21 protein-coding genes are annotated in these 26,387 nt (G+C 46.0%); 5 read left to right on the plus strand and 16 right to left on the minus strand.

Translation table 11 applies throughout. From position 1 onward, the window contains the following. Nucleotides 1-141: 141 nt before the first annotated feature. The gene (locus GNE05_RS17895; RefSeq protein WP_003151443.1) at nt 142-381 is read left to right on the plus strand and encodes a hypothetical protein; all 240 of its coding nucleotides are present in this window, start codon (nt 142-144) and stop codon (nt 379-381) included. Nucleotides 382-430: 49 nt separating this feature from the next. On the opposite strand, the gene uvrA is transcribed toward GNE05_RS17895, so the two are convergent. The 3 genes from uvrA to GNE05_RS17910 all read right to left on the minus strand — a co-directional run bounded on the left by uvrA (nt 431) and on the right by GNE05_RS17910 (nt 5,709). Beyond that, on the minus strand, nt 431-3,304 hold the full coding sequence (gene uvrA / locus GNE05_RS17900; RefSeq protein WP_160183051.1) for an excinuclease ABC subunit UvrA: 2,874 nt from the start codon (nt 3,302-3,304) through the stop codon (nt 431-433). Nucleotides 3,305-3,311: 7 nt separating this feature from the next. Continuing rightward, nucleotides 3,312-5,297: an excinuclease ABC subunit UvrB gene (gene uvrB, locus GNE05_RS17905; protein ID WP_003151439.1), complete on the minus strand. Its 1,986-nt coding sequence runs from the start codon at nt 5,295-5,297 to the stop codon at nt 3,312-3,314. A 175-nt stretch (nt 5,298-5,472) separates the two neighbouring features. Further along, a complete protein-coding gene (locus tag GNE05_RS17910) occupies nt 5,473-5,709 on the minus strand; it encodes a CsbA family protein (protein ID WP_003151438.1) in 237 nt (78 codons plus the stop codon). 301 nt (nt 5,710-6,010) lie between these two features. Here GNE05_RS17910 and GNE05_RS17915 point away from each other — a divergent pair, with 301 nt between their 5' ends. From GNE05_RS17915 to GNE05_RS17925, 3 genes are all read left to right on the plus strand, one after another. Then, nucleotides 6,011-8,512 (plus strand): PEP/pyruvate-binding domain-containing protein, encoded by a 2,502-nt coding sequence (locus GNE05_RS17915; RefSeq protein ID WP_160183052.1) that lies wholly within the window; start codon nt 6,011-6,013, stop codon nt 8,510-8,512. Nucleotides 8,513-8,583: 71 nt separating this feature from the next. Next, entirely contained in the window at nt 8,584-9,207 is a 624-nt protein-coding gene (locus tag GNE05_RS17920; protein ID WP_017418829.1) for a TetR/AcrR family transcriptional regulator, read from the plus strand. After that, nucleotides 9,180-10,517: an MFS transporter gene (locus GNE05_RS17925; RefSeq protein ID WP_014418990.1), complete on the plus strand. Its 1,338-nt coding sequence runs from the start codon at nt 9,180-9,182 to the stop codon at nt 10,515-10,517. The genes GNE05_RS17920 and GNE05_RS17925 overlap by 28 nt, the downstream gene beginning before the upstream one ends. 520 nt (nt 10,518-11,037) lie before the next feature. On the opposite strand, the gene GNE05_RS17930 is transcribed toward GNE05_RS17925, so the two are convergent. From GNE05_RS17930 to ctpB, 5 genes are all read right to left on the minus strand, one after another. After that, a complete protein-coding gene (locus tag GNE05_RS17930; RefSeq protein WP_014418991.1) occupies nt 11,038-11,775 on the minus strand; it encodes a thioesterase II family protein in 738 nt (245 codons plus the stop codon). 50 nt (nt 11,776-11,825) lie between these two features. Beyond that, nucleotides 11,826-12,893 (minus strand): DUF3810 domain-containing protein, encoded by a 1,068-nt coding sequence (locus GNE05_RS17935; RefSeq protein ID WP_021495271.1) that lies wholly within the window; start codon nt 12,891-12,893, stop codon nt 11,826-11,828. Nucleotides 12,894-13,184: 291 nt separating this feature from the next. Next, nucleotides 13,185-14,375 carry a cell division topological determinant MinJ gene (locus tag GNE05_RS17940; protein ID WP_017418826.1) on the minus strand — a complete coding sequence of 397 codons (1,191 nt, stop codon included), beginning with the start codon at nt 14,373-14,375 and terminating at the stop codon, nt 13,185-13,187. Nucleotides 14,376-14,449: 74 nt separating this feature from the next. Continuing rightward, nucleotides 14,450-14,803 (minus strand): swarming motility protein SwrAA, encoded by a 354-nt coding sequence (gene swrA / locus GNE05_RS17945; RefSeq protein ID WP_014305920.1) that lies wholly within the window; start codon nt 14,801-14,803, stop codon nt 14,450-14,452. 372 nt (nt 14,804-15,175) lie between these two features. Next, a complete protein-coding gene (gene ctpB, locus GNE05_RS17950) occupies nt 15,176-16,534 on the minus strand; it encodes a carboxy-terminal processing protease CtpB (protein ID WP_376700814.1) in 1,359 nt (452 codons plus the stop codon). A 209-nt stretch (nt 16,535-16,743) separates the two neighbouring features. Here ctpB and GNE05_RS17955 point away from each other — a divergent pair, with 209 nt between their 5' ends. Beyond that, nucleotides 16,744-18,150: a right-handed parallel beta-helix repeat-containing protein gene (locus tag GNE05_RS17955; protein ID WP_160183053.1), complete on the plus strand. Its 1,407-nt coding sequence runs from the start codon at nt 16,744-16,746 to the stop codon at nt 18,148-18,150. A 46-nt stretch (nt 18,151-18,196) separates the two neighbouring features. On the opposite strand, the gene ftsX is transcribed toward GNE05_RS17955, so the two are convergent. The 8 genes from ftsX to GNE05_RS17995 all read right to left on the minus strand — a co-directional run bounded on the left by ftsX (nt 18,197) and on the right by GNE05_RS17995 (nt 26,386). Then, entirely contained in the window at nt 18,197-19,087 is an 891-nt protein-coding gene (gene ftsX, locus GNE05_RS17960; protein WP_007407464.1) for a permease-like cell division protein FtsX, read from the minus strand. Continuing rightward, nucleotides 19,080-19,766, minus strand: a complete 687-nt coding sequence (ftsE, locus tag GNE05_RS17965; RefSeq protein WP_007407465.1) for a cell division ATP-binding protein FtsE — start codon at nt 19,764-19,766, stop codon at nt 19,080-19,082. Before ftsE ends, ftsX begins: the two co-directional genes overlap by 8 nt. A gap of 218 nt (nt 19,767-19,984) precedes the next feature. Continuing rightward, nucleotides 19,985-20,326: a cytochrome c551 gene (gene cccB / locus GNE05_RS17970; protein ID WP_003151417.1), complete on the minus strand. Its 342-nt coding sequence runs from the start codon at nt 20,324-20,326 to the stop codon at nt 19,985-19,987. A gap of 35 nt (nt 20,327-20,361) precedes the next feature. After that, nucleotides 20,362-21,210: a YitT family protein gene (locus tag GNE05_RS17975; RefSeq protein WP_007614078.1), complete on the minus strand. Its 849-nt coding sequence runs from the start codon at nt 21,208-21,210 to the stop codon at nt 20,362-20,364. Nucleotides 21,211-21,379: 169 nt separating this feature from the next. Further along, nucleotides 21,380-22,481, minus strand: a protein-coding gene (gene prfB / locus GNE05_RS17980) for a peptide chain release factor 2 (RefSeq protein WP_096034905.1) whose coding sequence is annotated in 2 segments (ribosomal slippage) — nt 21,380-22,408 and nt 22,410-22,481 — 1,101 coding nt in all. Because the reading frame shifts where the segments join, the coding sequence is not laid out codon by codon here. Nucleotides 22,482-22,555: 74 nt separating this feature from the next. Continuing rightward, a complete protein-coding gene (secA, locus tag GNE05_RS17985) occupies nt 22,556-25,081 on the minus strand; it encodes a preprotein translocase subunit SecA (RefSeq protein ID WP_015240681.1) in 2,526 nt (841 codons plus the stop codon). A gap of 166 nt (nt 25,082-25,247) precedes the next feature. Continuing rightward, nucleotides 25,248-25,814: a ribosome hibernation-promoting factor, HPF/YfiA family gene (hpf, locus tag GNE05_RS17990; protein WP_003151413.1), complete on the minus strand. Its 567-nt coding sequence runs from the start codon at nt 25,812-25,814 to the stop codon at nt 25,248-25,250. A gap of 194 nt (nt 25,815-26,008) precedes the next feature. After that, nucleotides 26,009-26,386, minus strand: a complete 378-nt coding sequence (locus GNE05_RS17995; protein ID WP_014419002.1) for a DUF8042 domain-containing protein — start codon at nt 26,384-26,386, stop codon at nt 26,009-26,011. Nucleotide 26,387 lies beyond the last annotated feature (1 nt).

Here is a 26,387-nt window from a genome sequence, read left to right on the forward strand (position 1 = left end):
AATGGGCGGGTTTCATTTTCATGCTAAGGACATGCTTCGTTATACGTAATTTTTGATTTCAGAGATTTCACTATAGAATCTTTTCCCCGAACCGATTACAATATGTAACAAAGCCTGACCGTATGCAAGGAGGACATACAAATGGAGAAAGATCCCGAAAACGCCCAAGTAACGGAAGAGAGTCTTCGAAATTTAATTCGCGAACAGAAAAGAATGAACAGCGAAATGCTGGCTGAATTGGAACAGATCAAAGCAGCCCCTCTTCCCATTTCCCATGATATCCAATATATAAAAGTGCTGCTGGACAGCAGCAGCACCCATATTCTGCAGGACTTAATGCATTTAAGCAGACAGCTTCCCCAACAGAAAAAAAGCCTGTAACAACAACAGCCCAAAACGCGATGAGTTTTGGGCTGTTTTTATTGATCTATTACGTGGCTGCCGTTTCTTTTTCGGCCAGCAATGTTTTCATTCGTTTTCTATCACGTTCCATTACCAGTTTCAGATAGCGGCCCGTATATGATTCTTTCACTTCGACAACTTCTTCAGGCGTCCCGGAGGCTACGATCATGCCGCCGCCCGCTCCGCCTTCAGGTCCCAGATCGACGATGTAGTCCGCCGTTTTAATGATATCGAGATTATGTTCAATGACCAAAACGGTATCTCCGTTATCGACGAGTCTTTGAAGCACAACCAAAAGCCTTGCGATATCATCAACGTGGAGGCCTGTCGTCGGTTCGTCCAAAATATACAGCGTCCGGCCGGTGGAACGCTTATGCAGTTCGGAAGCAAGCTTGACGCGCTGCGCTTCTCCGCCTGACAGCGTCGTCGCCGGCTGGCCGAGCGTCACATACCCGAGTCCGACATCGGCAAGCGTTTGAAGCTTGCGTTTGATTTTCGGGATATTTTCAAAGAAAGACAGAGCATCTTCCACCGTCATATCCAGAACGTCAGAAATGCTTTTTCCTTTGTATGTGACCTCCAGCGTCTCCCGGTTGTAACGTTTGCCGTGGCACACTTCACACGGAACGTACACGTCAGGAAGGAAGTGCATCTCAATTTTGATGATGCCGTCGCCGCGGCAGGCCTCACAGCGCCCGCCTTTTACATTAAAACTGAACCGGCCTTTTTTATAGCCGCGCACCTTTGCTTCATTTGTCTGCGCGAAGACATCGCGGATATCATCAAACACGCCCGTGTAAGTTGCCGGGTTTGATCTCGGTGTCCGGCCGATCGGCGCCTGGTCGATGTCGATCACCTTATCAAGGTGGTCAAGGCCTTTGATTTCTTTATGGCTTCCCGGTTTCGCTTTGGCTTTATGAAGCTTTTGCGCAAGCGCCTTATGCAGAATTTCATTCACAAGCGTGCTTTTTCCGGAACCGGACACACCTGTCACCGCCGTAAAAGTGCCGAGCGGGAATTTGGCGTTCGCTTTTTTCAGGTTGTTTTCTGAAGCGCCTTTGATTTCAATGAACCGGCCGTCAGGCTTTCTTCTCTCCGGAGGCATAGGGATGAATTGAGCCCCTGACAAATAACGTCCGGTCAGAGAGTCCGCATCATTCATCACTTCTTCAGGCGTCCCCGCCGATATGACGCGGCCGCCGTGAATGCCGGCGCCGGGACCGATATCTATCAAATAATCGGCAGCCATCATCGTATCTTCATCATGCTCCACGACAATCAGTGTGTTGCCGAGATCCCTCATGTTTTTCAGCGCGCTGATCAGACGGTCATTGTCACGCTGGTGAAGGCCGATGGACGGCTCATCAAGAATGTACAGGACGCCTGACAAACGGGAGCCGATCTGCGTCGCAAGCCTGATGCGCTGGGCTTCTCCGCCTGACAGCGTTCCCGCCGCCCGGCTCAGCGTCAGGTAATCAAGACCGACTTTATCTAAGAAGCTGAGCCGCTCCACAATCTCTCTTAAAATTAAATCGGCAATCTGCATATCTTTCTCCGAGAGCGTCAGGTTTTTGAAAAATTCCAGCGCATCGCCGACGGAAAGCTCCGTAATGGTTCCGATATGACGCCCGTTGACCAAAACGGCAAGCGCTTCTTTCTTCAGCCGGTAGCCTTTGCACGTCGGGCACGATTTCTGTGACATGTACTGCTCCATCTGTTCACGGATATAATCGGAGCTTGTCTCTTTATACCGTCTCTCAATATTGCGCAGCACACCTTCGAATTCAATTTCATTTTCGCGCACTTGTCCGAAATCATTCTCGTATTTAAAGTAAATCCGTTCATTGCCGCTGCCGTACAGCACTTTATCAAGCCGATGCTTCGGCAGGTCTTTGACCGGAGTCTCCATATCAATGCCGTAATGGCGGCAGACCGCCTGAAGCAGCTGCGGATAATATTGTGAACTGATCGGCGTCCACGGCGCGATGGCGTGTTCCTTTAATGACAGCTCGGGATTGGGGATGACGAGCTCAGGGTCCACTTCCAGCTTCAAGCCGAGACCGTCGCAAGTCGGACAGGCGCCGAACGGGCTGTTAAACGAAAACAGCCGGGGTTCAAGCTCTCCGATAGAAAAACCGCACAGCGGACAGGCGTGATGCTCGCTGAACATCAGCTCCTCCTGACCGATGACATCTATCATGACACGGCCTTCCCCTAAGCGGAGCGCGGTTTCCAGCGAGTCGGAAAGCCGGGCGGCAACCCCTTCCTTGACAACGATCCGGTCAATGACTACTTCAATGGAATGCTTTTTGTTTTTTTCAAGTTCAATATCCTCGGAAAGCTCGGCCATTTCTCCGTCAATCCGCACCCTTACGTAACCTTGCTTTCTGATTTGGTCAAGCACTTTGACATGGGCGCCTTTTCTGCCTGAGATGATCGGCGCAAGCACTTGAAGCTTCGTCCGCTCCGGATATTCAAGAATCCGGTCAACCATCTGTTCAATCGTTTGCGACGTAATTTCAATGCCGTGCTCCGGGCAGTGCGGTTTCCCGACTCTCGCGTACAGCAGCCGGAGATAATCATAAATCTCCGTTACCGTTCCGACGGTTGACCGCGGATTGCGGCTTGTCGTTTTCTGGTCAATGCTGATCGCCGGAGAAAGCCCTTCGATCGCATCAACGTCCGGCTTATCCATCTGCCCTAAAAATTGGCGCGCATAGGCAGAAAGCGATTCAACATACCGCCTCTGTCCTTCCGCGTAAATGGTGTCAAATGCAAGGGATGATTTTCCCGATCCGGACAGCCCCGTCACGACGACGAGCTGATCCCGCGGAATCGTTACATCAATGTTTTTTAAATTGTGCGCCCTTGCGCCTTTCACCTCGATCCGGTCAATTGCCATGTGTTCATCATCCTTCCGCTTTAAGCTCTAACAGTAAATCACGAAGCTCTGCCGCCCGCTCGAAATCAAGCGCTCTGGCCGCTTCTTTCATTTCGTGCTCCATTTGCTCAACGACTTTCTGGCGTTCTTTCTTCGTCATCTTCGCCAGTTTAGGCGCGGCTTTTGTTTTATATTCTTCTTTATCCTCAGCGGCCTGCGTCGCGCGGATCACATCGCGGATTTCCTTATTGATCGTTTGCGGCGTAATGCCGTGAATTTCGTTAAAGCGCTCCTGCTGTTCCCGGCGGCGCTTCGTTTCATTAATCGCGATTTCCATCGAATTCGTGATTTTATCGGCATACATGATGACGCGGCCTTCCGCGTTTCTGGCCGCCCGTCCGATCGTCTGAATCAGCGAACGTTCAGAACGGAGGAAGCCTTCTTTATCCGCATCGAGAATGGCGACAAGTGACACTTCCGGAATATCAAGCCCTTCCCTCAGCAGGTTGATGCCGATTAACACATCATGTTTTCCGAGGCGGAGGTCACGGATGATTTCAATCCGTTCAAGCGTCTTAATCTCGGAATGCAGATAATTGACCTTGATGCCGATTTCCTTGAGATAATCGGTCAGATCCTCTGACATTTTTTTCGTTAAAGTCGTCACGAGAACGCGTTCATTCCGTTCTATCCTCGCCTGAATCTCGCCGATCAGATCATCAATCTGTCCTTCGATCGGACGGACGTCAATGAGGGGATCGAGGAGTCCCGTCGGTCTGATGATCTGCTCGATCATTTCCGGCGTATGCTCAATTTCATACGGTCCCGGAGTCGCCGACACGTACACGATATTGTGCATGTGTTTCTCAAATTCCTCGAATCGGAGCGGACGGTTGTCAAGCGCTGACGGCAGGCGGAACCCGTGATCGACAAGCACCTGTTTTCTCGCCTGATCACCGTTGAACATGCCGCGCACCTGCGGAATCGTCACATGTGATTCATCAACGACAATCATAAAATCGTCCGGAAAATAATCAAGCAGCGTATATGGCGTAGAGCCCGGCGGACGGAGTGTCAAATGTCTTGAATAGTTCTCGATCCCTGAGCAAAAACCCATTTCCCGCATCATTTCAAGATCATATCTCGTCCGCTGCTCAAGCCGCTGCGCTTCAAGGAGCTTGCCGTTTTCGTGCATGACTTTCAAGCGCTCCTCAAGCTCCTGTTCAATATTCAGAATCGCTTTTTCCATCTTTTCCGCCCGGGTGACGAAGTGGGAAGCCGGGAAAATCGCGACATGGTCACGGTCGCCGAGAATTTCTCCGGTCAAAGCGTCGACCTCTCTGATCCGCTCAATTTCATCTCCGAAAAATTCCACTCTGATACAATGTTCGTCACGGGAAGCCGGGAAGATTTCCACAACGTCTCCGCGCACGCGGAACGTCCCGCGCTGAAAGTCGATATCATTGCGGGCATACTGGATATCCACAAGCTTTCTCAGCAGCTCGTTCCGCTCAATTTCCATTTCCGGTCTGAGCGACACAACCATCTCCCGGTATTCTTCAGGCGAACCGAGACCGTATATGCATGACACACTCGCGATAATAATGACATCTCTCCGTTCAAACAGAGAGGATGTCGCGGAGTGTCTCAGTTTATCAATTTCATCATTAATGCTTGCGTCTTTCTCTATAAAAGTATCCGTTTGAGGCACGTATGCCTCCGGCTGATAGTAATCGTAATAGCTGACAAAATATTCGACAGCGTTGTTCGGGAAAAACTCCTTAAACTCGCTGTACAGCTGTCCGGCAAGGGTTTTGTTATGGGCAATGACCAGTGTCGGTTTATTCACTTCTTTAATCAGATTGGACACGGTAAAGGTTTTGCCCGTCCCTGTCGCACCCAGGAGAGTCTGGTGTTTTCTGCCTTCCTGTATGCCTTTGACAAGCTTCTCAATCGCTTGCGGCTGATCTCCCTGGGGCTGATATTTCGAGACTAACTCAAAACGATCTTTCACAAAAAAGCCTCCGTTTCTTTACGAAATCTTCCTATTGATATAGTAACACAATGACGGGCAAAATCACTAAAAATACGAACTAAAGTTCGATGGTTTATTTTTACCAAGTCAATTTTTGTATAAAAAACCTGCTTTTATGGCGTAAAAGCAGGCATTCTATTTCATATTCACCATGTCAGGCATTGTCTTTCTTTTTGTCTGCTTCTTTTTTGGCCATGTACAGCCCTCCGGCCACCAGCGATACGACATCCAATCCAACGATAAAATACGTTTCGGTGTAACCCTTTAAATAGGATGCGAAAAGCAGTGCGGCTGTGAGAGCGATCGCCACATAGTGGTTAAACGTGACGCGCGTAAAAAGGACGACCAGCATAAAAGGGAAACATAATGCAAAAACGGCTTTTGTAATCACAAAAACCCTCCTCGGGAATTCTTCATCTCATCTGATTATAGTAAAAAATGAAGAATCGGACAATCGTTCCCCTGCTATCACAATACCCTTTTTCAGCAGTCTTCAATCATCTGTCAAAAAAATTGTGAATATAAATCCATTGAACCATTAACCAGATGAATCGAATTACCTTTCTTCAGCCGAAAGGATGAGAAGGTTTAGGTCTTTGTATCTTTGACAGTTTCTTCCTCCCTCTTTACAATGTAATGATAGTGTTTACTATCATTTTCTTGGATGAGGAAAAAAAAGGGGGTCATACCGCATGTATTCAGTGCGATTTCAAAAAGCGGAAGAATCGAGCCGCTCTGCAGGAGCAAAAGGAATGAACCTGATTAAACTGACGAAAAACGGGCTGCCCGTTCCCGGCGGTTTTATCATTCAGACGAATGCCCTGACACGTTTTATGGAAGACAACGGGCTTCAAGCAGATCAGGAACAGATGGAGCGCGCCATTATGAACGGCACGTTTTCAAAAGAGCTTCGGGAGGAACTGACCGCTTCGTTTTATGAATTGAGAGAATCATACGCCTCTGTCGCCGTACGTTCCTCCTCCGCGTCCGAAGATCTTGAAGGCGCTTCTTTCGCTGGTCAGTACGAAACCTATTTAAATATCAAAACAGAAGAAGAGTTTCTCGGAAAAGTGAAAGAATGCTGGGCTTCCTTCTTCTCGGCGCGGGTCAGCGGTTATAAAGAGAAAATGAACAATGACACCGCAGAACCGTTAATGGGCGTTGTCGTGCAAGGGCTTATCAATTCCGAGGTTTCAGGGGTCATTTTCAGCCGCAACCCCGTCACACACGATGACGGAGAACTGATGATCAGCGCGAGCTACGGTCTCGGAGAAGCAATCGTCTCCGGCAGCGTGACGCCCGACACATTTATCGTCAATAAAGACACATTTCAGATTGAAAAAGAAATCGGCTTAAAAGAAATGTATATCGTTTCTAAAGACGAAGGCGTGACGGAAAAAGAGACGACCGCTGACATGAGAAACCGCTTCTGCCTTGATGACGAGAGCGTCAAAGAGCTTGCCATGCTGACGATAAAGACGGAAGAACTGTACGGTTATCCCGTGGATCTCGAATTCGGATTTGCCGAAAATAAGCTGTATCTGCTTCAGGCCAGGCCGATTACAACAATCGCGCAGGATCAGAAAGCGACAGACGAAGAACGGGAATTTATCATGACGCCCCGGGATCAGAAAGATTTTTGGCTCAATATGGAGGCCAATATTGAAGGCCCCGTCAGCCCGTTATTCGCCTCACTCATTGTGCCGGCTTTGGAATACGGCCTCAAAGAGAGCACAAAGGCATTCCCAGTAATGGGCATCGAAATCGAGCGTGTCAAACTTCATCAGGGCCGTGTTTTTTCCAGACAGCATAAGACGGACGACAAGCTGCCCGCAGAACAATTAGAAGCGCTTTTCCCCGTCTTGGCTGACCGCATGTACGATATTATTCAGGAAACCTTTCTGCCTTTTTATCAAAAGCTGGACGAACTGGCGCATACAGACCATACGCCGGAGACTGCCCTTGATGCGTTCCGAAACCTGCAAGACTTCTATTTAAAAGGATACGCAGAACATTTCAATATTGTCTTTCCGCAGGTTGCGTTAAACATGATACTGGAATCCATGTACGGACAGGTTGAGAAAGAAAACACCTCCCTTCTGTATGAAATGCTGGCTGGCGTCATGAATAAGTCATTGGAGACCGACAGACAGCTCTGGCTGCTTTCCGGACAAGTAAAAGACAGCCCTGAGCTGCGGCGCGTCTTTACGGTTTCTCATGCCGATGAGCTGCATCAGACGCTTCTGCAATCAAATGAGGGAAAACGCTTTCTCGAACAAGTCAGTGAATTTTTACAGGAATACGGCTGGAGATCCGTGAAAAGTCATGATCTGATTGAAGAAACTTGGGCGGAAAACCCTTATTTCGCTTTGGCCAACATTCAGAACTATGTCCGGAACGGATACGATTTTGACAGTGAGTTTCATAAAACGATAGAAAAACGAAAACAGCTCTACGCCGACTTTATGGATAGAATTGAAGATGACGGCTTCCGGGAGACGTTTGACCGCTATTATCAGTGGACATTGTCTTCATCCGTCATCAAAGATGATCACCATTTTTATATTGATGCGATGCTGGACGCCAAAGCGCGCCTTTGCCTTCTGAAAATCGGCGAGCTGCTTCAAAAACAAGGCGTAATCGATGATCGGGAGGATATGTGGTACTTATACAGCGATGAAGTCGAGAAAGCGCTCGTGTCGCCGGTTCCGATGCAGGAAAAAGCCGCTGAACGAAAACAGCTCTTCCAGCAATATCAATTGCTTGAAGCCCCCGCTTATCTCGGGACTCCGACTTCGGAACAGCTGAAAACGGCTGAACAGATTACCGGCTCCATCACAGAAGATGAAAAAAACACTGAACATCAAATTTACGGACTTGCGGCGTCAAGCGGAATCGCAAGCGGCCCGGTGAAAGTCATTCGTGACGCAAGTGAATTTTCCCGTTTTTCAACAGGAGACGTGCTTGTCTGCAAAATGACGACACCGCTGTGGACCAGTCTGTTCCAGGATGCAAAGGCCGTCATTACGGACACGGGCGGCATCCTGTCACATGCGGCGATCATCGCGAGAGAATACGGGCTCCCGGCCGTTCTCGGCACACGTGCCGCGACTGACAGGCTCAACGACGGAGATATCGTCACGGTGGACGGGACAAACGGCAAGATTACGATTGTCAAACGCGCTTCATGCTAGGTTTCCCTCTTTATTGACGGGCAGGGCGGGTGTATACTTGTCCTGCCAGTATTTACGCGAGGTGAAACATGTTGAGAACGACGAACAAGAGAATTATTGACGCCGCGATGAATCTGATCATCCAAAAAGGATACCGCGCAGCGACAACAAAAGAAATCGCAGAAAAAGCAAAAGTAAGCGAAGCAACGATTTTCCGTAATTTTAAAAACAAACAAGGATTAATGAAAGCCATGATTGAACAGCAGACGCCGGCTCCGGAAAGCATGATCACCAAGGCGGAAGGCGATCTGTATGAGGATCTTCTTCATTTCGCCGCGACCCTTCTGCAGCAATTGGAACAAAAAAAAGAAGTGTTCCGCATCTGCCTGCGCGAACCGGAACTATTCGAAGACGTCCTGCAGGATATTGTCGTATATCCGCAATCCGTGAAAAAGCATTTAATCGTTTACTTTAAAGAGCTGACAAAGAAAAATATGATAAGCCCCGGCAGCGAAGAAGCTAATGCAGACGTCTTTATGACGATGATTTTCGGTTATTTTATACACCGGCTGCAGCTGGGGAAAAGAGTCATTACTCTCTCTGAGGAAACGATGCTGAAACACAGCACTGAGATTTTCATGAAAGGCATTACCGGCCGGTCATTTTCCGGCCCCAAGGAGGATGAAGGATGGGTTCAAAGAAAGAATGGGCGCTGATCGTTTCGCTTTTGCTGGGAGCCATACTCGTTCCCATCAATTCTACGATGATCGCAGTCGCCCTTTCATCCATTTCCCGCTCATTCAGCGAATCAATTGCCAGCATCACATGGGTAGTGACCGTGTATTTAATCGTGATGGCCGTGACACAGCCCATTGCCGGCAAACTCGGTGATATGTACGGAAACAAAAAAATGTATTTATGGGGCGTCGGCCTTTTTCTCATCGCATCATTGGGGTGCGCCCTCTCGCCAAGTCTTTTCTTATTGATTTTCTTCCGGGCGCTTCAGGCTGCCGGCGGCGCTTTGCTTACGCCAAACAGCATCGCCATCATCCGCCATGTCGTGTCTGAAAAACGGCTTCCGAAAGTATTCGGCTTTTTCGGCCTCGGTGCCGGTCTGGGCGCGGCTCTCGGTCCGTTTATCGGCTCTCTTTTAATTGAGAGCTTCAGCTGGCATTCGATCTTTTGGGTCAACATTCCGTTTCTTGCGATCGCACTCGTGACGGCATTAGTGATGTTTCCTAAATATAAAGAAGAAACGTCTGACGCTCCGCTTGATATCATCGGGTCCGTTTTGCTTGCCGGAAGCATTGTATCTATTATTCTTCTGACGAAAAATGAAAGCTCTTTGGGCTATTGGGTGTACGCGCTGCTCATTCTCATATTTGTTCCGCTATTTTTCAGGCGGGAGCTGCGCACGAAACATCCGATTATTGATTTTGACCTGTTTAAAAACACGACCTTTACGAGCGCCAATCTGTCGGTCCTGTTAAGCAATTTAATGATGTACGCCGTGTTATTGATTATGCCGCTCTTTATGACCGGCCACTTCAGCATGAATACGTCGCACAGCGGCATGGCGCTGTCAGTCTTTTCTGTTTTCATGTCCGCCAGCAACTGGGGCGGAGCTCAGCTGCATCAGAAATGGGGCGCGCGAAGAATGATTTTTCTGTCCTTCGGGCTGATGGCCGTAGCCAATCTCTTATTTCTGCTTTTGGTTTATTCCCATTCCGTTCCGTTTCTTATGGCATCGCTTATTGTAGGAGGCATCGCGTCAGGTGCGGGGCTGACGAGCATGCAGGTATCTTCTCTTGCGACGGTAGAACCGGGCATGTCCGGCATCGCATCCGGGATTTTTTCCACCTTCCGTTATTTCGGAAGCATTATTTCTTCAGCACTGATCGGTTTAATCTCCGGATTTCACATTCTGTTTATGATATTGATCGGCGTATCTGTGATCGGCTTGTTCGTATCACTTGGTATCAAGTCCAGGGAAACCGTTCAGACGAAAAAAAGCCATTCGGCATAACGAAAAAGGTTCCGTAAGCATCTGCTTTCCGGAACCTTTTCTAGTTTTAGAATCTTTTTATTTACAAGAGAAAAGGGGAATGTAAATGGCTGAGAGTTCCGATCAAGTTCGGCGCTGACATCGTAATCCGGCCGTGAAAAAAGCCCGGCCGCCGTGTTGTTAGCGGCACCGGGCTTAAAACTGAAAGCTTATTATTTCCAATGTTTTTTCTTAATTTTTTTCATAATTCTCCTTACTAAAACCTACCTAAAACAATTATTGAATATTACTTTTATAATTAAGCAAAATTAAGTAACAATCATTGAAGGATTCTCAGACTGATAAAATTTATTTTAAATATAATATTTCAAAACACATTCAAACTGTACAAAGAAAAGAAAGTCTAAACCAAAATCTTTTTAGATTTATATAATAACACGTCTGTCGATTATCTAAATTCTACCAAAAAATGAATGCGAAAGAGAGATTCCTCTTGTACAATGTAAGTTACCACACCAACATTGACGAAACGAGGAATCTCTCATGAACAAGAATAAGTCTCTGTATCTTTAACAATAGTATTTACAATATCATTAGGATACCGATTCAAAAAAAAATGTTCTCCTTTAAACTTATGAAATTTCACATTCCCTTCAACAACTTCACTCCATTTATGCATTTCATTGATATGAGTCGAAAAATCGCTATCCGCATAAAAAACGCTTACTCCACAACTTATTTTTTCTGCTTTGGGCTGAAACTTATAATTGTCCAAAATTATAAAATCTGCTCGCAAAATCGGAAGAAACATATCCATAATCTCTTTTGTATAAAACTCCTCTGGTATTCCCCCATATTGTTCCACCTTTGTCAAGAAAGTTTCATTAGTCATATTTTCAATGTCTTCTCTCTTTTCAAAAATATGTGGAGCATCTCGCCCAGAAAAAAACAGATGCCTTGGTTCCTTAGTTCCCATTTGCTTAAGTTTATAATATATCTCATAAGTCAATAAGGCTCCCATGCTGTGTCCAAATATAACATATTCATCGTCATATTCTAATTGTTCACTTATTCTTTTGGCGATATCTTCACTTGCTTCACCAACAGACTGGTAACAAGGCTCTGTGAATCGAGTTCCTCTTCCAGCCAATTCACATATACACAATTCATATCTATCCGGCAGTAGTTTTTTCCATTCATAATATGCATTTACCGACGCTCCAGCATATGGAATAGGAAATACTTTTATTTTATTTATTTCACTCACTCCTATGTTCAACTTGAGCCCACTATCATTACTATATAAACCTATAAGTATTCAAGATACATTTAATTGTACTTCTCTATCTCTCGCTGCTCTGCCAGCAACAAATTCACCATATCACTATAGCTATTCAAACCGTCTGTCTGATTATTTGCCTTCAGATATACATCATTTACATTTCTTGAAATACTTGAAATAACACCCTCATACTTATCCCGGTACTGCTCATTTTGTTCTATATCATGCCGCACCGCTTTGGACAGACTGGACATTATATCAGACGCCTTATCTGGATCCACTTTCTTTAGCTCAGATATAGAATAATCAAATGCCAGAAATAAACCACTGTATAGTATCATTGGATCATCCTGCTGCTTACATGCCAGATAAGCTATAAAATTAGCCTCATCCTCATGCATGAAACCACTCTGATGTGCCAATTCATGCGCCATAGTAGCAGGCACCAAAAAAACTGGCACATTAACATTGATATTGGATTCATAAGTAAAAGGGACAAAAATACCATGTATCCCTGCATGCGACATTAGTTTTGACATCACCACTGGTTTTGGTGTTGAATATGAATGCTCCAAAACAGGATATTTCTTTGATAACATTTGCATCGAGAACACTGCGTGTTGTGCATAATAATCAAAAACCTCTGGTACATGAGCCAAAAGATCAGTATCCGCTAACTTTTCCCTTGCCAATTCCATTTCAACGGCAAGCGACTTACTCAATTTGACCAGTTCCTCCTTGCTGTAGTTCTCTTCTTTATATTCGGTATAAGACAAAAAAGAATATCTGTAATAGTTTATTCCACCCAAAATAGTATAACAAAAATATATCACGCTACAGATCGTAACGATTCCTAGAGCACCACGATAAACTACCATCCTACGTGCACCTTTACTCATGATAACCTTGCGCACATAATAAACGATATAAAATAGAAAAAGTAACACAACCAACACGACGAGCCATTCACTAACAGAAAATGTGACCCAAGAAGGTACAAATCCTACTATTTTTGACAATAACGGATATACAGACCTACTGTATTTTTCCGCCCAATCCTGATGGTTCTGCGCGTATTTTGTCAGTATGTAAGCTATAACTCCAAGTGAAATCAACGGTAATCTCTTAAGTAAAAGCTTTTTTATAATGTACTCCCCCCTATCCAACATAACCATTATAATCAGTTATTCTTAATATATATCCTGCTAAAGATTCATCTTCTAAAGGTTTTGGAGTTAGCAATAACCTTTCCAATAAGCCATACCTCTCCTTCATTTATTTTTTTATTATTTCAAAATAAAACAGCTAAGAAAATATAATTTTCTTAGCTGTTTTACTTTCTAGCTGATTTTGAAATCTAGTTTAGGAGTTCTTGAAACTATTCCGAATAATTATGAAAAATCACATTATAATGCTGTCATTTCTTCGTGCTCGTGTTCATCCTGCACGAATAAAATACCTAATTCATGATGTTCGCCTTCATAGGACGCGCGCTGATCAAACCGGATCTCACCGTTCAGGCCGATGATCTCCAATTTTACAAATGCGCGGTTTTTTTGAAGTGCTTCATAAAAATCCGATACATGCTTCACGGGGATGCCGTTTACCTTCGTAATAATCTCACCGATCTTCAGCTCAAGATCGTCCGCGGGTGTGTTCGGAATGATGCCGAGCACCATTAAGCCCTGATCCCGCTTAGAGAAATAAAACGGAGCCGCGTTATCGTTCAGCCGCTGTCTCAATGATAAAAACAGGCGTCCGAGCACCGCAATACAAGCGGCAGCTCCGGCAAGCGGAGTCCACCAAAGGGCCGCTGCCCCGAATACGGCCACGATAATCCCGAGAATCATGACACGTTTCGCTGTTATCCTTATGCTGACTTCCGGAAGTGACCCCTGCACACGCTGTCCGAAGCCGGCGATATAAGGAATCCAGATCAAATGGAAAGAGCCGCCCGGCACGGTAAAGACAGGCCACCAGGAAAGGTGTGACTCAAGCCCGCTGCCCGGCACCAATAAGAAAAGCGGAAACAGCCATGCGCGATTCGCCAATTGTCGGCCGATGGGCAGGCCTCTGCTGCTGACGACAAGCGCCGGAGATGTTTTCAGATGCGCTGAACGGCAGGCAGCCGCTCCCTCCGTGATAATCAAAAGGCCCATAAACACGGCCGCCGATGCCCAATTCACGCCGAATGCCTGCGGAAACCGATCCGCAAACGGCACTGTGTCGGTATACTGAAGGATAAACGCAATGAACATGCCGGCGCTGACAATATAAGCTGATGACAGCCAATTCATACGGAACGTCAGCGAAGCCAAAGCCGTCACAGCCGCGATTATGCCGAGAAGACCGAATGGAATCGAAATTCCCAGTCCAAAAAATAATATGGAGAGAAGAATACCCGGTATAAGTCCTTTTATGTATGTAAAGATAAGCTCGTCATACATATCCGCGATTTTTGTATGAAACGTATGGCGTTCACGTTTGATCCGCAAATATCCGCATGCGAGACTTATGATGATAAAAAACCAGAACATCGGGTGCAAAAAAAACAGACCGATACTTTTCAGAAGTTCAATTCCCCATTGAACAGACACTGCTTTCACCGCCTCAAGCCAAACATTTTAATTCTATTCTACCAAATAATCATTGGCTTGAATATCTCAAACGTCTATCTCTCTTCCGTCATCCACAGCGTTACATTTGAGAGAGAGAAATCTTTCAGATAGTGGTCAACCTCCACCTCGATCACGCCGCTGATCAGAAGCATGGACCGCTTAATATCCGTCAGATTGATTCCTAAACGTTTATGGTTTTTCATTAAGTAAGTGAAATAATGCTTCGCACACTCTTCATTGATTTCGTGAACGCATTCAACATTTGTGTAATTGACCAGGTATCTGCTGAACAGCATAAGAAGACTTAGTGCTTTTGTTGATGAAAATGTGACGTCTTTTGTTCTGTCTTTTAGTTGTTCCACTAATTCATAATATTTTTTTTCACGCACAATACTTGCCCTCTTCAATTGTGAACCCCCATTTTTTTATCCAGATAAGCACGGGTGATTACAGCTGCCGTGCTGAAGCGCCGCAAACACTTCTGCTTTCGATACTGAAATGCAGCTGCCAAACTAAAACTGTTCTCTATTAGAACCTTCTTTTATTGTAAGAACTAAAACTGACTGAGGCAACTTTCAAAAGTTTCATTTTGAATACATATTAACTCGGCATAAAGTCTCTCTTCTCTATAAATATCGGGTAATGTTTGTCCTTTATAAATGTTTAAATGTGAAAATTTTTTTAATATCTTGTCAAAACCGACATAATTATATGTCTTTTAGTTCATTTTTAGAGAGTGACAAAAGAAACAGGAGACGTAAAAAACGCCTCCTTTTCATTTATTTTACAAATAATGATTTTAACGCCATTTGCAGCTGTAAATCATTTTTTTCGTCAGATTTCTGTTCATTCATCAGCTGATTCATTTTTTCCGCTGTCTTTTTATCAATGACCGCTGTTTTATCAAGCTTGTACCGGTCTTGAAACGCCAGAACGGCTTTTTTCATTGTTTTGCTGAAATAGCCGTCTGCTCTGCCCGGGTCGAAGCCTAGGCCTTTCAGCAGGATTTGGGCGTGCTTGACATCCGCGCTGTTCATATCAGGCTGAAGCGGCTGTTTCAGCTGAAGCGGTCCCGCCGCAAAATAATCCGGCTGGCTCACAGCGATTGTCGGAGCAATGCCTTTTTTGTGAATCCAATTGCCTTTCGGTGTCAGCCATTTGTAAAGCGTCAATTTAATGTTGCTCCCGTCTCCCATAGGCACGGCCTGCTGAACCGTTCCTTTACCGAAAGAAGTGTCACCGACAACGTCATAATGTCCCGCTTCTTTTAACGCACCCGCAAGAATTTCTGAAGCGGAGGCGCTTCCTTTATCCGTAATGACATTGACGGGATACGGCTTCTTATGTTTTAAGGTTGAGAAATATTGTTTTTTATCGCCGTTACGCTCCGCAATTTGGATATACGGCATGTCTTTTGTGATGAAATGCTTTAAAATTTGTTCGACGCTTTGAAGGTAGCCGCCTGGATTCCCTCTTACATCAAGGACGAGACCGTCAATCCCTTGTTTTTCAAGCTTTTTCAGCGCCGCGGCGAAGTCCTGGGCGGTATGCTCGGAAAATGTCGATATGCCGATGTAGCCGACATGATGGCCGCCTGATTCTTTGCGGGAAGCAAATACGGTTTCAAGCGGGATTTCCGCTCTTTTAATCCGGAATGACAGCTGTTTATCAGTACCCGGACGCTGTATTTTAATAGAAACCTTCGATCCTTTTTTTCCTCTGATTTTCAGCACGGCTTCGTTTAAACCTTTCCCGTTCATTGACTCGCCGTTTATGCTGATGATTTCATCATTCGGCTTGAGGCCCGCTTTTTCCGCCGGAGATTGCTTAAACGGTGATACGATAATGATTTTATTGTCTTTCATACCGACTTCAGCGCCGATCCCTTCGAAAGAAGAATCAAGAGAATCGGAAAACTGCTTGGCGGTCTGCTTGTCCATATAAACGGAATAAGGGTCGTTTAATGTAGACAGCATCCCCTGAATCGCTCCTTCAAGAAGCTTTTCTTTATCTACATTTTCCACGTATTCGTTCGAGATCAGCTCATATGCTTTTTCGATTTTTTCCATTGCCCGGCTTCTTTCTGCGTCTGATGAATTCGGCTGTGCCGCCCCGGCAATATGGGCTCCGCCGCACATGATGCTGACGGCAGCTATCACTGCGATCATTTTCTGCTTCATCGTTTACCTCCTCTTAGTCCTTTTACGAAAACCTGGAGATAGTATGTGTAAATTGCAAAGAATTCATGTAACGGCAACAAAAAAATGAAAAAGCGAGATTGTTACATATATATGGGTAACGTATAATATTTTGTATGCAATTCATTAAATATACAGGAGAATGCGATATGAAAATAAAATTATCGATTTTATCCGCGGCGGTTCTGGCCGCAGGCATTACCGCCTTTGTCTGGCCAAAAACAGAGGCCAATGAAAAAATGCAGACGGACGCCCTGTATGTTTCTCCGGCAGGCAGCGACCAAAATGAAGGAACGAAAGAAAAGCCGTTCCGCACATTAAAACATGCGGCTGAAAAGGCAGAGGCCGGGACAACCGTATTGATTCGGGAAGGGACGTACGATGAAACGTTTGAAGTAAAGCACAGCGGCACGGCCGAAAAGCCGATTACATTTCGGAACTATCAGAATGAGCATGTCTCAATCAGCGGCAATTCTGCGCCAAAAAGCGATTCTGAAACTCCGTTAATTCAAATCCGCAATAAACAGTACATTACCATTCACGGCGTTACGCTTGAGAATCTCTCCGTATCATCAGAAGATGCAACGGCCATGGGAATCTTCGTCACCGGATCAAGCAGTCATATCAACATTGACGGCAACCATATCCGAAACATTAAAACCACGGCTGATGAGGGAAATGCACACGGCATCGCATTTTACGGCACAGGCGCCATGAAGGATGTCAGCATCACAAATAATACGGTTGAAAAACTGACGCTCGGCGCAAGCGAAGCGGTCGTGCTGAACGGGAATGTTGACGGATTTAAGATTGCCGGCAATACCATCCGGGACAATAACAATATCGGGATTGACGTGATCGGATACGAAGGAACGTCCAAGCAAAACGACTATGCGCGAAACGGCGTCATTGAAAACAATACGGTGAGCCATAACTCTTCTTACGGAAATCCCGCTTACGGAGATGAATATTCAGCGGGCGGTATTTACGTTGACGGCGCAGAACATGTGGACATTAAGAATAACACCGTTTACAACAATGACCTCGGCATTGAAGCCACTTCCGAACATAAAGGGAAATACGCGCGAGATATCCGGATTACGGATAACAAGGTGTACGGCAATGCTTACACCGGTATTTCAATCGGAGGCTATGACACGAAACGCGGCGGCACCATCAATTCTGTGATCGCTCATAACATTATGTATCGAAATGACACGAAGGACCTTGACGGCGGCCAGCTGCTGCTGCAGTACGGCACAAAAGGGAACACGATCGAAAAAAACATCATGACGGCAAGCGGTTCACGGATTTTTATCGCAAATGATTATACGAAAAACGAAGGCAATACCGTTAATCATAACGTCTATCACAAAGAAGCGGGAAAAGACGGCATTTGGAATTGGAAGAACAGAGAATATGATTCATTCACAGCGTACCAAAAAGGAACGGCAAACGATTCGGATTCCATTTATGCGGACCCGATGTACCGTGACGAATCGTCTTATGACTTTACATTAAAGCCCGGATCACCGGCCCTGCCCGTCATTCAGTAACGAAACCATTAAAAAAAGCCAGTCTATATCAGACTGGCTTTTGTATTTATACACGAAGGAATTTCCGGATGGAAGTCAGACTTCCCCATACTCCGATAACCGCGCCGATCAGAATGAGCACAAGTGATACTTGGAACACAAACGGGCTGTACGGCAGAAGTGAAACAAATGAGCCCTGAACTTTCGGGGCCACCCAAGCGACCATCGACTGGTACGTACTCAGCACGAGAGCGATCGGTATGATAGAACCGAATACCCCCAGCAGCAGCCCTTCCAGGAAGAACGGCCAGCGGATAAACCAGTTTGTCGCGCCGACAAGCTTCATGATTTCAATCTCTTTTCTTCTGGCGAAAATCGTGATTTTAATCGTATTTGAAATTAAGAACATCGCCGTGAACAGAAGGCCGATGATTAACGCAATCCCGATGTTGCGTGACACCCCGACGATCTTAAACAGACGGCTGACTTCTTCTTTCCCGTATGTCACTTTATACACATGATCAAGCTTCTCAATTTTTTTCGCGACTTTCGGCGTATCATGCGGATCTGTCGTTTTGACGATAAACGCGTTGTTCAGCGGGTTTTCCTGATCTTGCATTTTCATGGCCTTTCCGCTGTCGCCGAAGCTTTTGACCAATTGATCAAGCTCTTTATCTTTAGATGAAAACTCTACGCTTTGAATTCCCGAGATGTCTTTAATCTCATTCTGCAGCGTATCCTGCGTTTTCTTATTGGACGTCAGATCGATTAATACTTTAATTTCCACTTCTTTTTCAGCATTTTTAGCCATGTTGTTTAAATTCAGCATAATGACTAAAAACACGCCGACCAAAATCAATGTAACGGTAACGGCACTGATGGATGCAAATGTCATCCATGTGTTTCTTCCGAGAGATTTAAAACTCTCACGCAAATGGCGCCCGAGAATTTTAATCATAAGAACCATACTCCCCTCTTGACTCATCACGCACAATAATTCCGTCTTCGATCGCGATGACCCGTTTCTTCATGGTGTTTACTATTTCTTTATTGTGTGTCGCCATCACGACGGTCGTTCCGCGGTTGTTAATCTCTTCCAGCGTCTTCATGACTTCCCATGATGTTACCGGATCAAGGTTGCCCGTCGGTTCGTCAGCTATCACGACGTCAGGATTGTTAACGATGGATCTTGCGATGGAAACACGCTGCTGTTCTCCTCCGGAAAGCTGGTCGGGAAACTGCCGCGCTTTATGCTTCAGCTGCACAAGATCGAGCACTTCGAGCACGCGTTTTTTAATGACTGACTGCTGCTCTCCGATCACCTCAAGCGCGAACGCGACGTTTTCAAATACCGTCAGTTTCGGAAGAAGTTTGAAATCTTGGAAAACAACACCTATTTTACGCCGTACGAAAGGAATCTCTTTTTCTTTTACAGACGCGAGATCTTTATGATTAATCAATATTTGTCCTTTTGTCGGCTTTTCTTCTCTGTAAATCATTTTAATAAAAGTAGATTTACCGGCTCCGCTCGGTCCTACGACATATACAAATTCTCCGGGATGAATCATGACTGACAGCCCGTTAATCGCTTTTACACCGTTCGGATAGGATTTATATACTTCTTTCATCTCTATCATGAAATCACCTAATCTTTTAATTATGTCTTGCAGCCATAGAGTTCGTAAAAATACTGCGGTTTATGGCCGATTTACCAGGAAACAGATGAAAAATCTGAAAGTTCCTTTTCCTCAGTACACTTCATTATACGTCAAATTTAGACATATTACTATTACAGTTTCTTTTCATTCCCATACCGTGAAAAAACCTTGCCCCTATAACAGGCAAGGTTTTTCTGTTATTTTTTCTGTGACAGCCATTTTGCGATCTTCGCGGCTTCCTCATCATTTACAAGATGGCTCGGCATATTGCCGCGTCCGTTTTTAATGATGCTTTCAATTTTAGCTTCATCATACTTCCCGCCGACTTCCTGTAAATTCGGGCCTCCGCCGCCTTCTAAGTCTTTTCCGTGACAGCCGATACAGCTTTGCTGATAAAGCTCTTCTCCTGCTGACGCAGATGCTTTTGATCCGCCTGAGCTGTCAGAGCTTTCTTTTTTCGATTCATTGGATCCGCCGCATGCCGCCAGCAGGACGGACATGGTCAGAACCAGCGCCAGCAGCGCCCATTTTGATTTCATATGTAAGATGCACCCCTTCGCTATTATAACCCCGTTTACGCGCGTTTGAAACCCTCGCCGAGCACCTCGCTTGCGTCTGCGACAATGACAAAGGCTGACTCATCAATTTGTTTGACGATTTGTTTCAGTTTTGTGAATTCGGTCTGGCCGACGACACACATTAAGATCGGCCGGTCATGTTCCGTATACCCGCCGACTGCGGAAATCTTCGTCACGCCCCTGTCGATTTCTTTAAACACAGCCGATCTGACGGCTTCTTCATGCTGCGTAATGATTAAAGCCATTTTGGAGCGGTTGAACCCGACCTGCACGACATCAATCGTTTTGCTTGAAATAAATACCCCGAGCATCGCATACAGTCCCTGCTCCACTCCGAAAACGAGCATCGCGCTCAGCACAATTAATCCGTCCATGATGGCAAGGCACGTTCCCAGCGAAAGCCCCGTGTATTTGTGAATGATCTGCCCCGCCAGAGCCGTTCCCCCCGTGGAGCCTTTGCCGAGATACACGATGCCGATTCCCGTTCCGATCCCGACGCCTCCGAAAATCGCCGCCAGCAGTTCATGGGTCGTCGCGGCAGGCAGATCTCTTGTTAAATAGACGGCGAGCGGCAGAACGATGGAACCGACCAGTGTCTTCATTCCGAACTTCCCGCCGAGAATGATCACTCCGGCGATAAACAAAGGGATGTTAATAATCCACTGCACGTAAGCCGGTTCAAAACCAAACGTTTCTAAAATGGTGCTGATCCCGCTTACTCCCCCCGCTGCTATACGGTTCGGCAGCAAAAATACGTTAAACACGACCCCCGTAATCGCCGCGCCGATCATGATGTATATATAATCTTTGATCAGACGGAGCGGCTTATTGTGATTCACATCCATGCAAAATCCTCCGTTCTCCGATTTTCTCTCGATAGCATTTTAAGTCTTCCCGGCTTAGAAGTAAATAACAGCCAAATACCGTATTAATTTGCTAAAGCGCTGTTGTGAAAAATGGAAAAAGAGAACGGATAAAAAAACACACCTTGCCAAAGGCAGGTGTGTTCCCGGATTACGACAGTTTAGAACGTAAATAGGCGTCAATGAAGATATCGATATCTCCGTCCATAACCGCCTGCACGTTCCCCATTTCCGTATTGGTGCGGTGATCTTTCACCATGGAGTACGGATGGAAGACGTACGAGCGGATTTGGCTGCCCCAGCCGATTTCTTTCTGTTCGCCGCGGATTTCGTCAAGCTCCGCCTGCTGTTCTTCAATTCTGCGCTGATACAGCTTCGCTTTGAGCATTTTCATCGCCCGGTCGCGGTTTTTGATTTGTGAACGTTCCGTCTGGCACGTGACGACTACATTTGTCGGCAGGTGGGTGATCCGAACGGCTGAATCAGTCGTATTGACGTGCTGTCCGCCGGCACCGCTCGCCCGGTACGTATCAACTTTAATATCTTCGGTACGAATATCAATGTCGATTTCTTCATTGAATTCAGGCATGACTTCACATGACACGAATGACGTGTGGCGGCGTCCTGATGAATCAAATGGAGAAATCCGCACGAGGCGGTGTACGCCTTTTTCCGCTTTTAAATAGCCGTATGCATTGTGGCCTTTAATAAGCAGTGTGACTGACTTAATTCCTGCTTCATCTCCCGGGAGATAATCAAGCGTTTCAACTTTGAAACCGCGTCTTTCCGCCCAGCGGGTATACATTCTGAGCAGCATGGAACCCCAGTCCTGGGATTCCGTACCGCCGGCCCCCGGATGAAGTTCTAAAATCGCGTTGTTTTTGTCATATGGTTCACTGAGCAGCAGCTGAAGCTCAAATTCATTCAATTCCTTCGTTAATGACTTCAGCTCTTTCTCAAGCTCTTGCTGAAGGTCCTGGTCAGGTTCTTCTTTTAAAAGATCATGTGTCATTTGCAGCTCTTCGTGAGACTCGCTCAGCTGATGATAGGAGTTCACGTATTCTTTCAGACCGTTCGCTTCATTGATGACGGTTTGGGCCTTCTGCTGGTCATTCCAGAATTCCGGTTCCGCCATCTTTTCATCTAATTCTGCAATGCGGGCTTCCTTTGATTCGAGGTCAAAGAGACCCCCTGAAGTCCGCTAAACGAGAAGCCATATTTTCGAGCTCTGCCCTGATTTCTGATAATTCCATTCCATTCACCTCATTAAAAGATCCGGGGCGCCATAAGACGCAGACCCGGTCATGTTCGCTTCATACAGTCGAGACTATTCTGTCCGGCCGCAGCAATTTTTATATTTTTTTCCGCTGCCGCAATGGCAAGGCGCGTTGCGTCCGATATCCACAACTTTTCGCACCGGCGCTTTTTTCGCTTGTTTGGCCTCATCGCCGTCCTGCGGCTGATGAGCCGTCGTTTGGCCCTGAACAACTTCTTCGCGTTCCAGATTGCTTTCAATCTCGGCCTTCATGACGAATTTCGCAACTTCGTCCTCAATGGACTCAATCATGTGCTCAAACATTGCGAAGCCTTCCATTTGATATTCACGCAGCGGATTTGTCTGCGCATAAGCGCGGAGGTGAATCCCTTGACGCAGCTGATCCATCGCATCAATATGATCCATCCATTTTGAATCAACGGCACGCAATACGATGACTTTTTCAAATTCACGCATCTGCTCTGTGCCGAAATTCTCTTCTTTATCATTATATTTTGTCATGATGCGGTCCATGATCATCTCATGCATTTCATCCGGTTCTTTTCCGAAGATATCGCTCTTTTCAAGTGCGCCTTCATCAAGATACGTTGAATTCACCAGCTCCACGAGGCCGTCGAGATTCCATTCTTCCGGAAGCTCCTCTTTCGGCGTATAAGCGGCAATCGCACGCTCCAGAGAAGACTTGATCATGCCTTCCACAATGTCACGCAGGTTTTCAGAGTCAATGACTTCAAAACGCTGCTTGTAAATGACTTCGCGCTGCTGACGGAGCACGTCGTCATATTGAAGAAGCTGTTTACGTGAATCAAAGTTGTTTCCTTCGACACGTTTTTGAGATGATTCCACGGCGCGTGACACCATTTTGCTCTGAATCGGCGTGGAGTCATCCATACCGAACCGGTCAAGCATCGCCATCGTCCGTTCAGCTCCGAAACGGCGCATCAATTCATCTTCCATTGAAAGATAAAATTGTGTGATGCCCGGGTCTCCCTGACGTCCTGAACGTCCGCGGAGCTGATTGTCAATCCGGCGGGATTCGTGGCGTTCCGTACCGACGACTGCAAGGCCGCCAAGCTCTTTTACGCCTTCGCCGAGTTTAATGTCGGTTCCGCGTCCCGCCATGTTGGTCGCAATCGTGACAGCGCCTTTTTGTCCCGCTTCTTCAATAATCTGAGCTTCACGCTCATGGTTTTTGGCATTCAGCACCTGATGCGGAATCCCTTTGTTTTTCAGAAGTTTAGAAATCAATTCAGACGTTTCAACGGCAACCGTACCGACAAGAACCGGCTGTCCGGTCATGTAGCGCTGGGCGACATCCTCCGCCACCGCCTTGAATTTCCCTTCCATTGAGCGGTAGATCAAGTCCGGACGGTCATCACGGATGACCGGCTGGTTGGTCGGGATGGATACAACCTGCATGTTATAAATATTGCGGAATTCTTCCTCTTCCGTTTTTGCGGTACCGGTCATACCGGCCAGCTTTTCGTACATACGGAAATAGTTTTGGAACGTAATCGTCGCCAATGTCATGCTTTCATTTTGAATCTCCAGGCCTTCTTTCGCCTCAATTGCCTGGTGAAGACCTTCGCTGTAGCGGCGTCCTTTCATCAGACGGCCGGTGAAGGAATCAACGATGACGACCTGGCCGTCCTCAACAACATAATCCACGTCTTTCTGCATCGCCGCATGGGCTTTTAAAGCCTGGTTGATATGGTGGTTCAAGGCCACGTTTTTGACATCAAACAGGTTGTCGATGCCGAACGTTTTTTCAGCCTTCGTCATTCCTTCTTCCGTCAGCTGAACGCCCTTCGTTTTGACGTCATACGTATAATCCTGATCTTTCTTGAGTGTGCGGACAAACGCATTTGCCTGCACGTACAGTTTTGTGGACTTCTGAGCTTGTCCGGAAATAATCAATGGCGTTCTCGCTTCATCGACTAAAATTGAATCGACTTCATCAATAACGGCAAAATGAAGCGGGCGCTGCACCATTTGTTCTTTATAGAGCACCATGTTGTCACGCAAATAATCAAAGCCGAGTTCATTGTTCGTTGAATACGTGATATCGGCTGCGTAAGCTTCGCGTTTTTCGTCTTTTGACATCGAATTCAGGTTCAGGCCGACTGTAAGCCCGAGAAACGCAAAAATTTCTCCCATTTGCTGGGCATCACGGCTCGCCAGATATTCGTTGACCGTAACGACGTGAACGCCTTTTCCCGTCAAGGCATTTAAATACACGGGAAGCGTGGACGTCAGCGTTTTCCCTTCCCCTGTTTTCATTTCGGAGATGTTCCCCTCATGAAGGGCGATGCCCCCCATCAGCTGCACTTTAAACGGAAACATGCCGGTTACGCGGCGGGAAGCTTCACGAACGACGGCAAACGCTTCGACAAGAAGATCATCCGTTGTTTCTCCTTTTTCAAGCCGCTCTTTAAATTCTGCCGTTTTATGTTTAAGCGCCTCGTCAGAGAGATTTTCATAATCTCCTCTTACGGCATCAATGTCATTTGCTATTTTTTCGTATTTGTTCAGCGCACGTTTGGTCGGATCAAACATTTTATTTAAAATCCCAAGCATCTATAACGCTCCTCTATGTTCACATGCAGATTTTGCATGGAATAAATGATAATTTTCTGTCCATGTATACCTCTCATTATCATAACATACCTTTTGCTATTTCCAAAGAATTTGCAGATAAAGATAGAGAAAAACCTTCCGCGCGTTCACGGAAGGCTGGGTGGGTTTATTCAGTCGGTTCAATTAATCCGTATTTGCCGTCATTTCTGCGGTAAACGACATTTGTGAGATTCGTCTCCGCGTTGGTGAATACGAAGAAATTATGTCCGAGCATATTCATTTGGAGAATCGCTTCTTCATTATCCATCGGTTTTAAATTAAAACGCTTTTGACGGACAATTTCCGGGCTGTCATCTTCAATTTCGTCCTGAACCGCTACGCCCGTATCAGCAGCGCTGCCGTTTTCGAAATAATGTTTCGGAAGACCCTGCTCGCGGAATTTTCGGTTGACTTTTGTTTTGTGCTTTCGGATTTGACGTTCCAGCTTGTTTGTTGCGAGATCAATTGCATTGTACATATCCTCGTTATGCACTTCGGAACGAAGCGCCAGATCAGTCATCGGAATGGTGACTTCAACTTTGGATTCCTTATCATTATAGAATTTTAAGTTGACGTTCACATCGGCATTGACGCTCTGCTCGAAATATCGCTCCAGCTTGCCGATTTTTCTCTCCACATGATCCTTTAACGCAGGTGTAACCTCAATGTTTTCTCCTCTGATATTGTAGTTCATCAAAGAACGCCTCCCTTTATCTAAGGATATGTAACTATTTCTCTTTTACCCCTTCTGATCCCTGCTGAAACGTTAAAATAATGTGTAAATTCGGTGAACGATGACGAATGGTGTCGGTATTATCCGGCAGCTTCCGGCAGGATTATAAGTATATGCAGAAGACGCAGGCAAAAGACCTGCCGCTTGCAGCAGGTCTAGTGAAGAACATACGGTTTGATGCAGGCGTGCGTCTGCTCCATCCATAGCTTATAATGCGGCAGAAAGATGGTTTTTAAAAACTCCTGAAAAGGGGCGGACGGGAAATCATAATCATTTAACATGCTGAAATCCTGAAAGATCTCGTCAAAAGAGCGGATCGCCGTCTCCACGCATCGGCACTCAATGATAGACAGCAGAAGCGCATGAGAGGAATCGAGATGAAAAAAAGCCTGAATCAAATCGTTGTAAATCCGCTCGCCCTCCGTCTTAAAAAAATCATCCTGCGTGTCCAACAGGTAGCAAAGCCCCTCATCAATCGTAAAAAGAAGCTGGTAATAGGCTGACACCAAATGGTAATCGTTCAAACTTCTCAAA

It is taken from the genome of Bacillus sp. AM1(2019), assembly GCF_009906915.1.
In the GTDB taxonomy this organism is placed as follows: Bacteria; Bacillota; Bacilli; order Bacillales; family Bacillaceae; genus Bacillus; species Bacillus velezensis.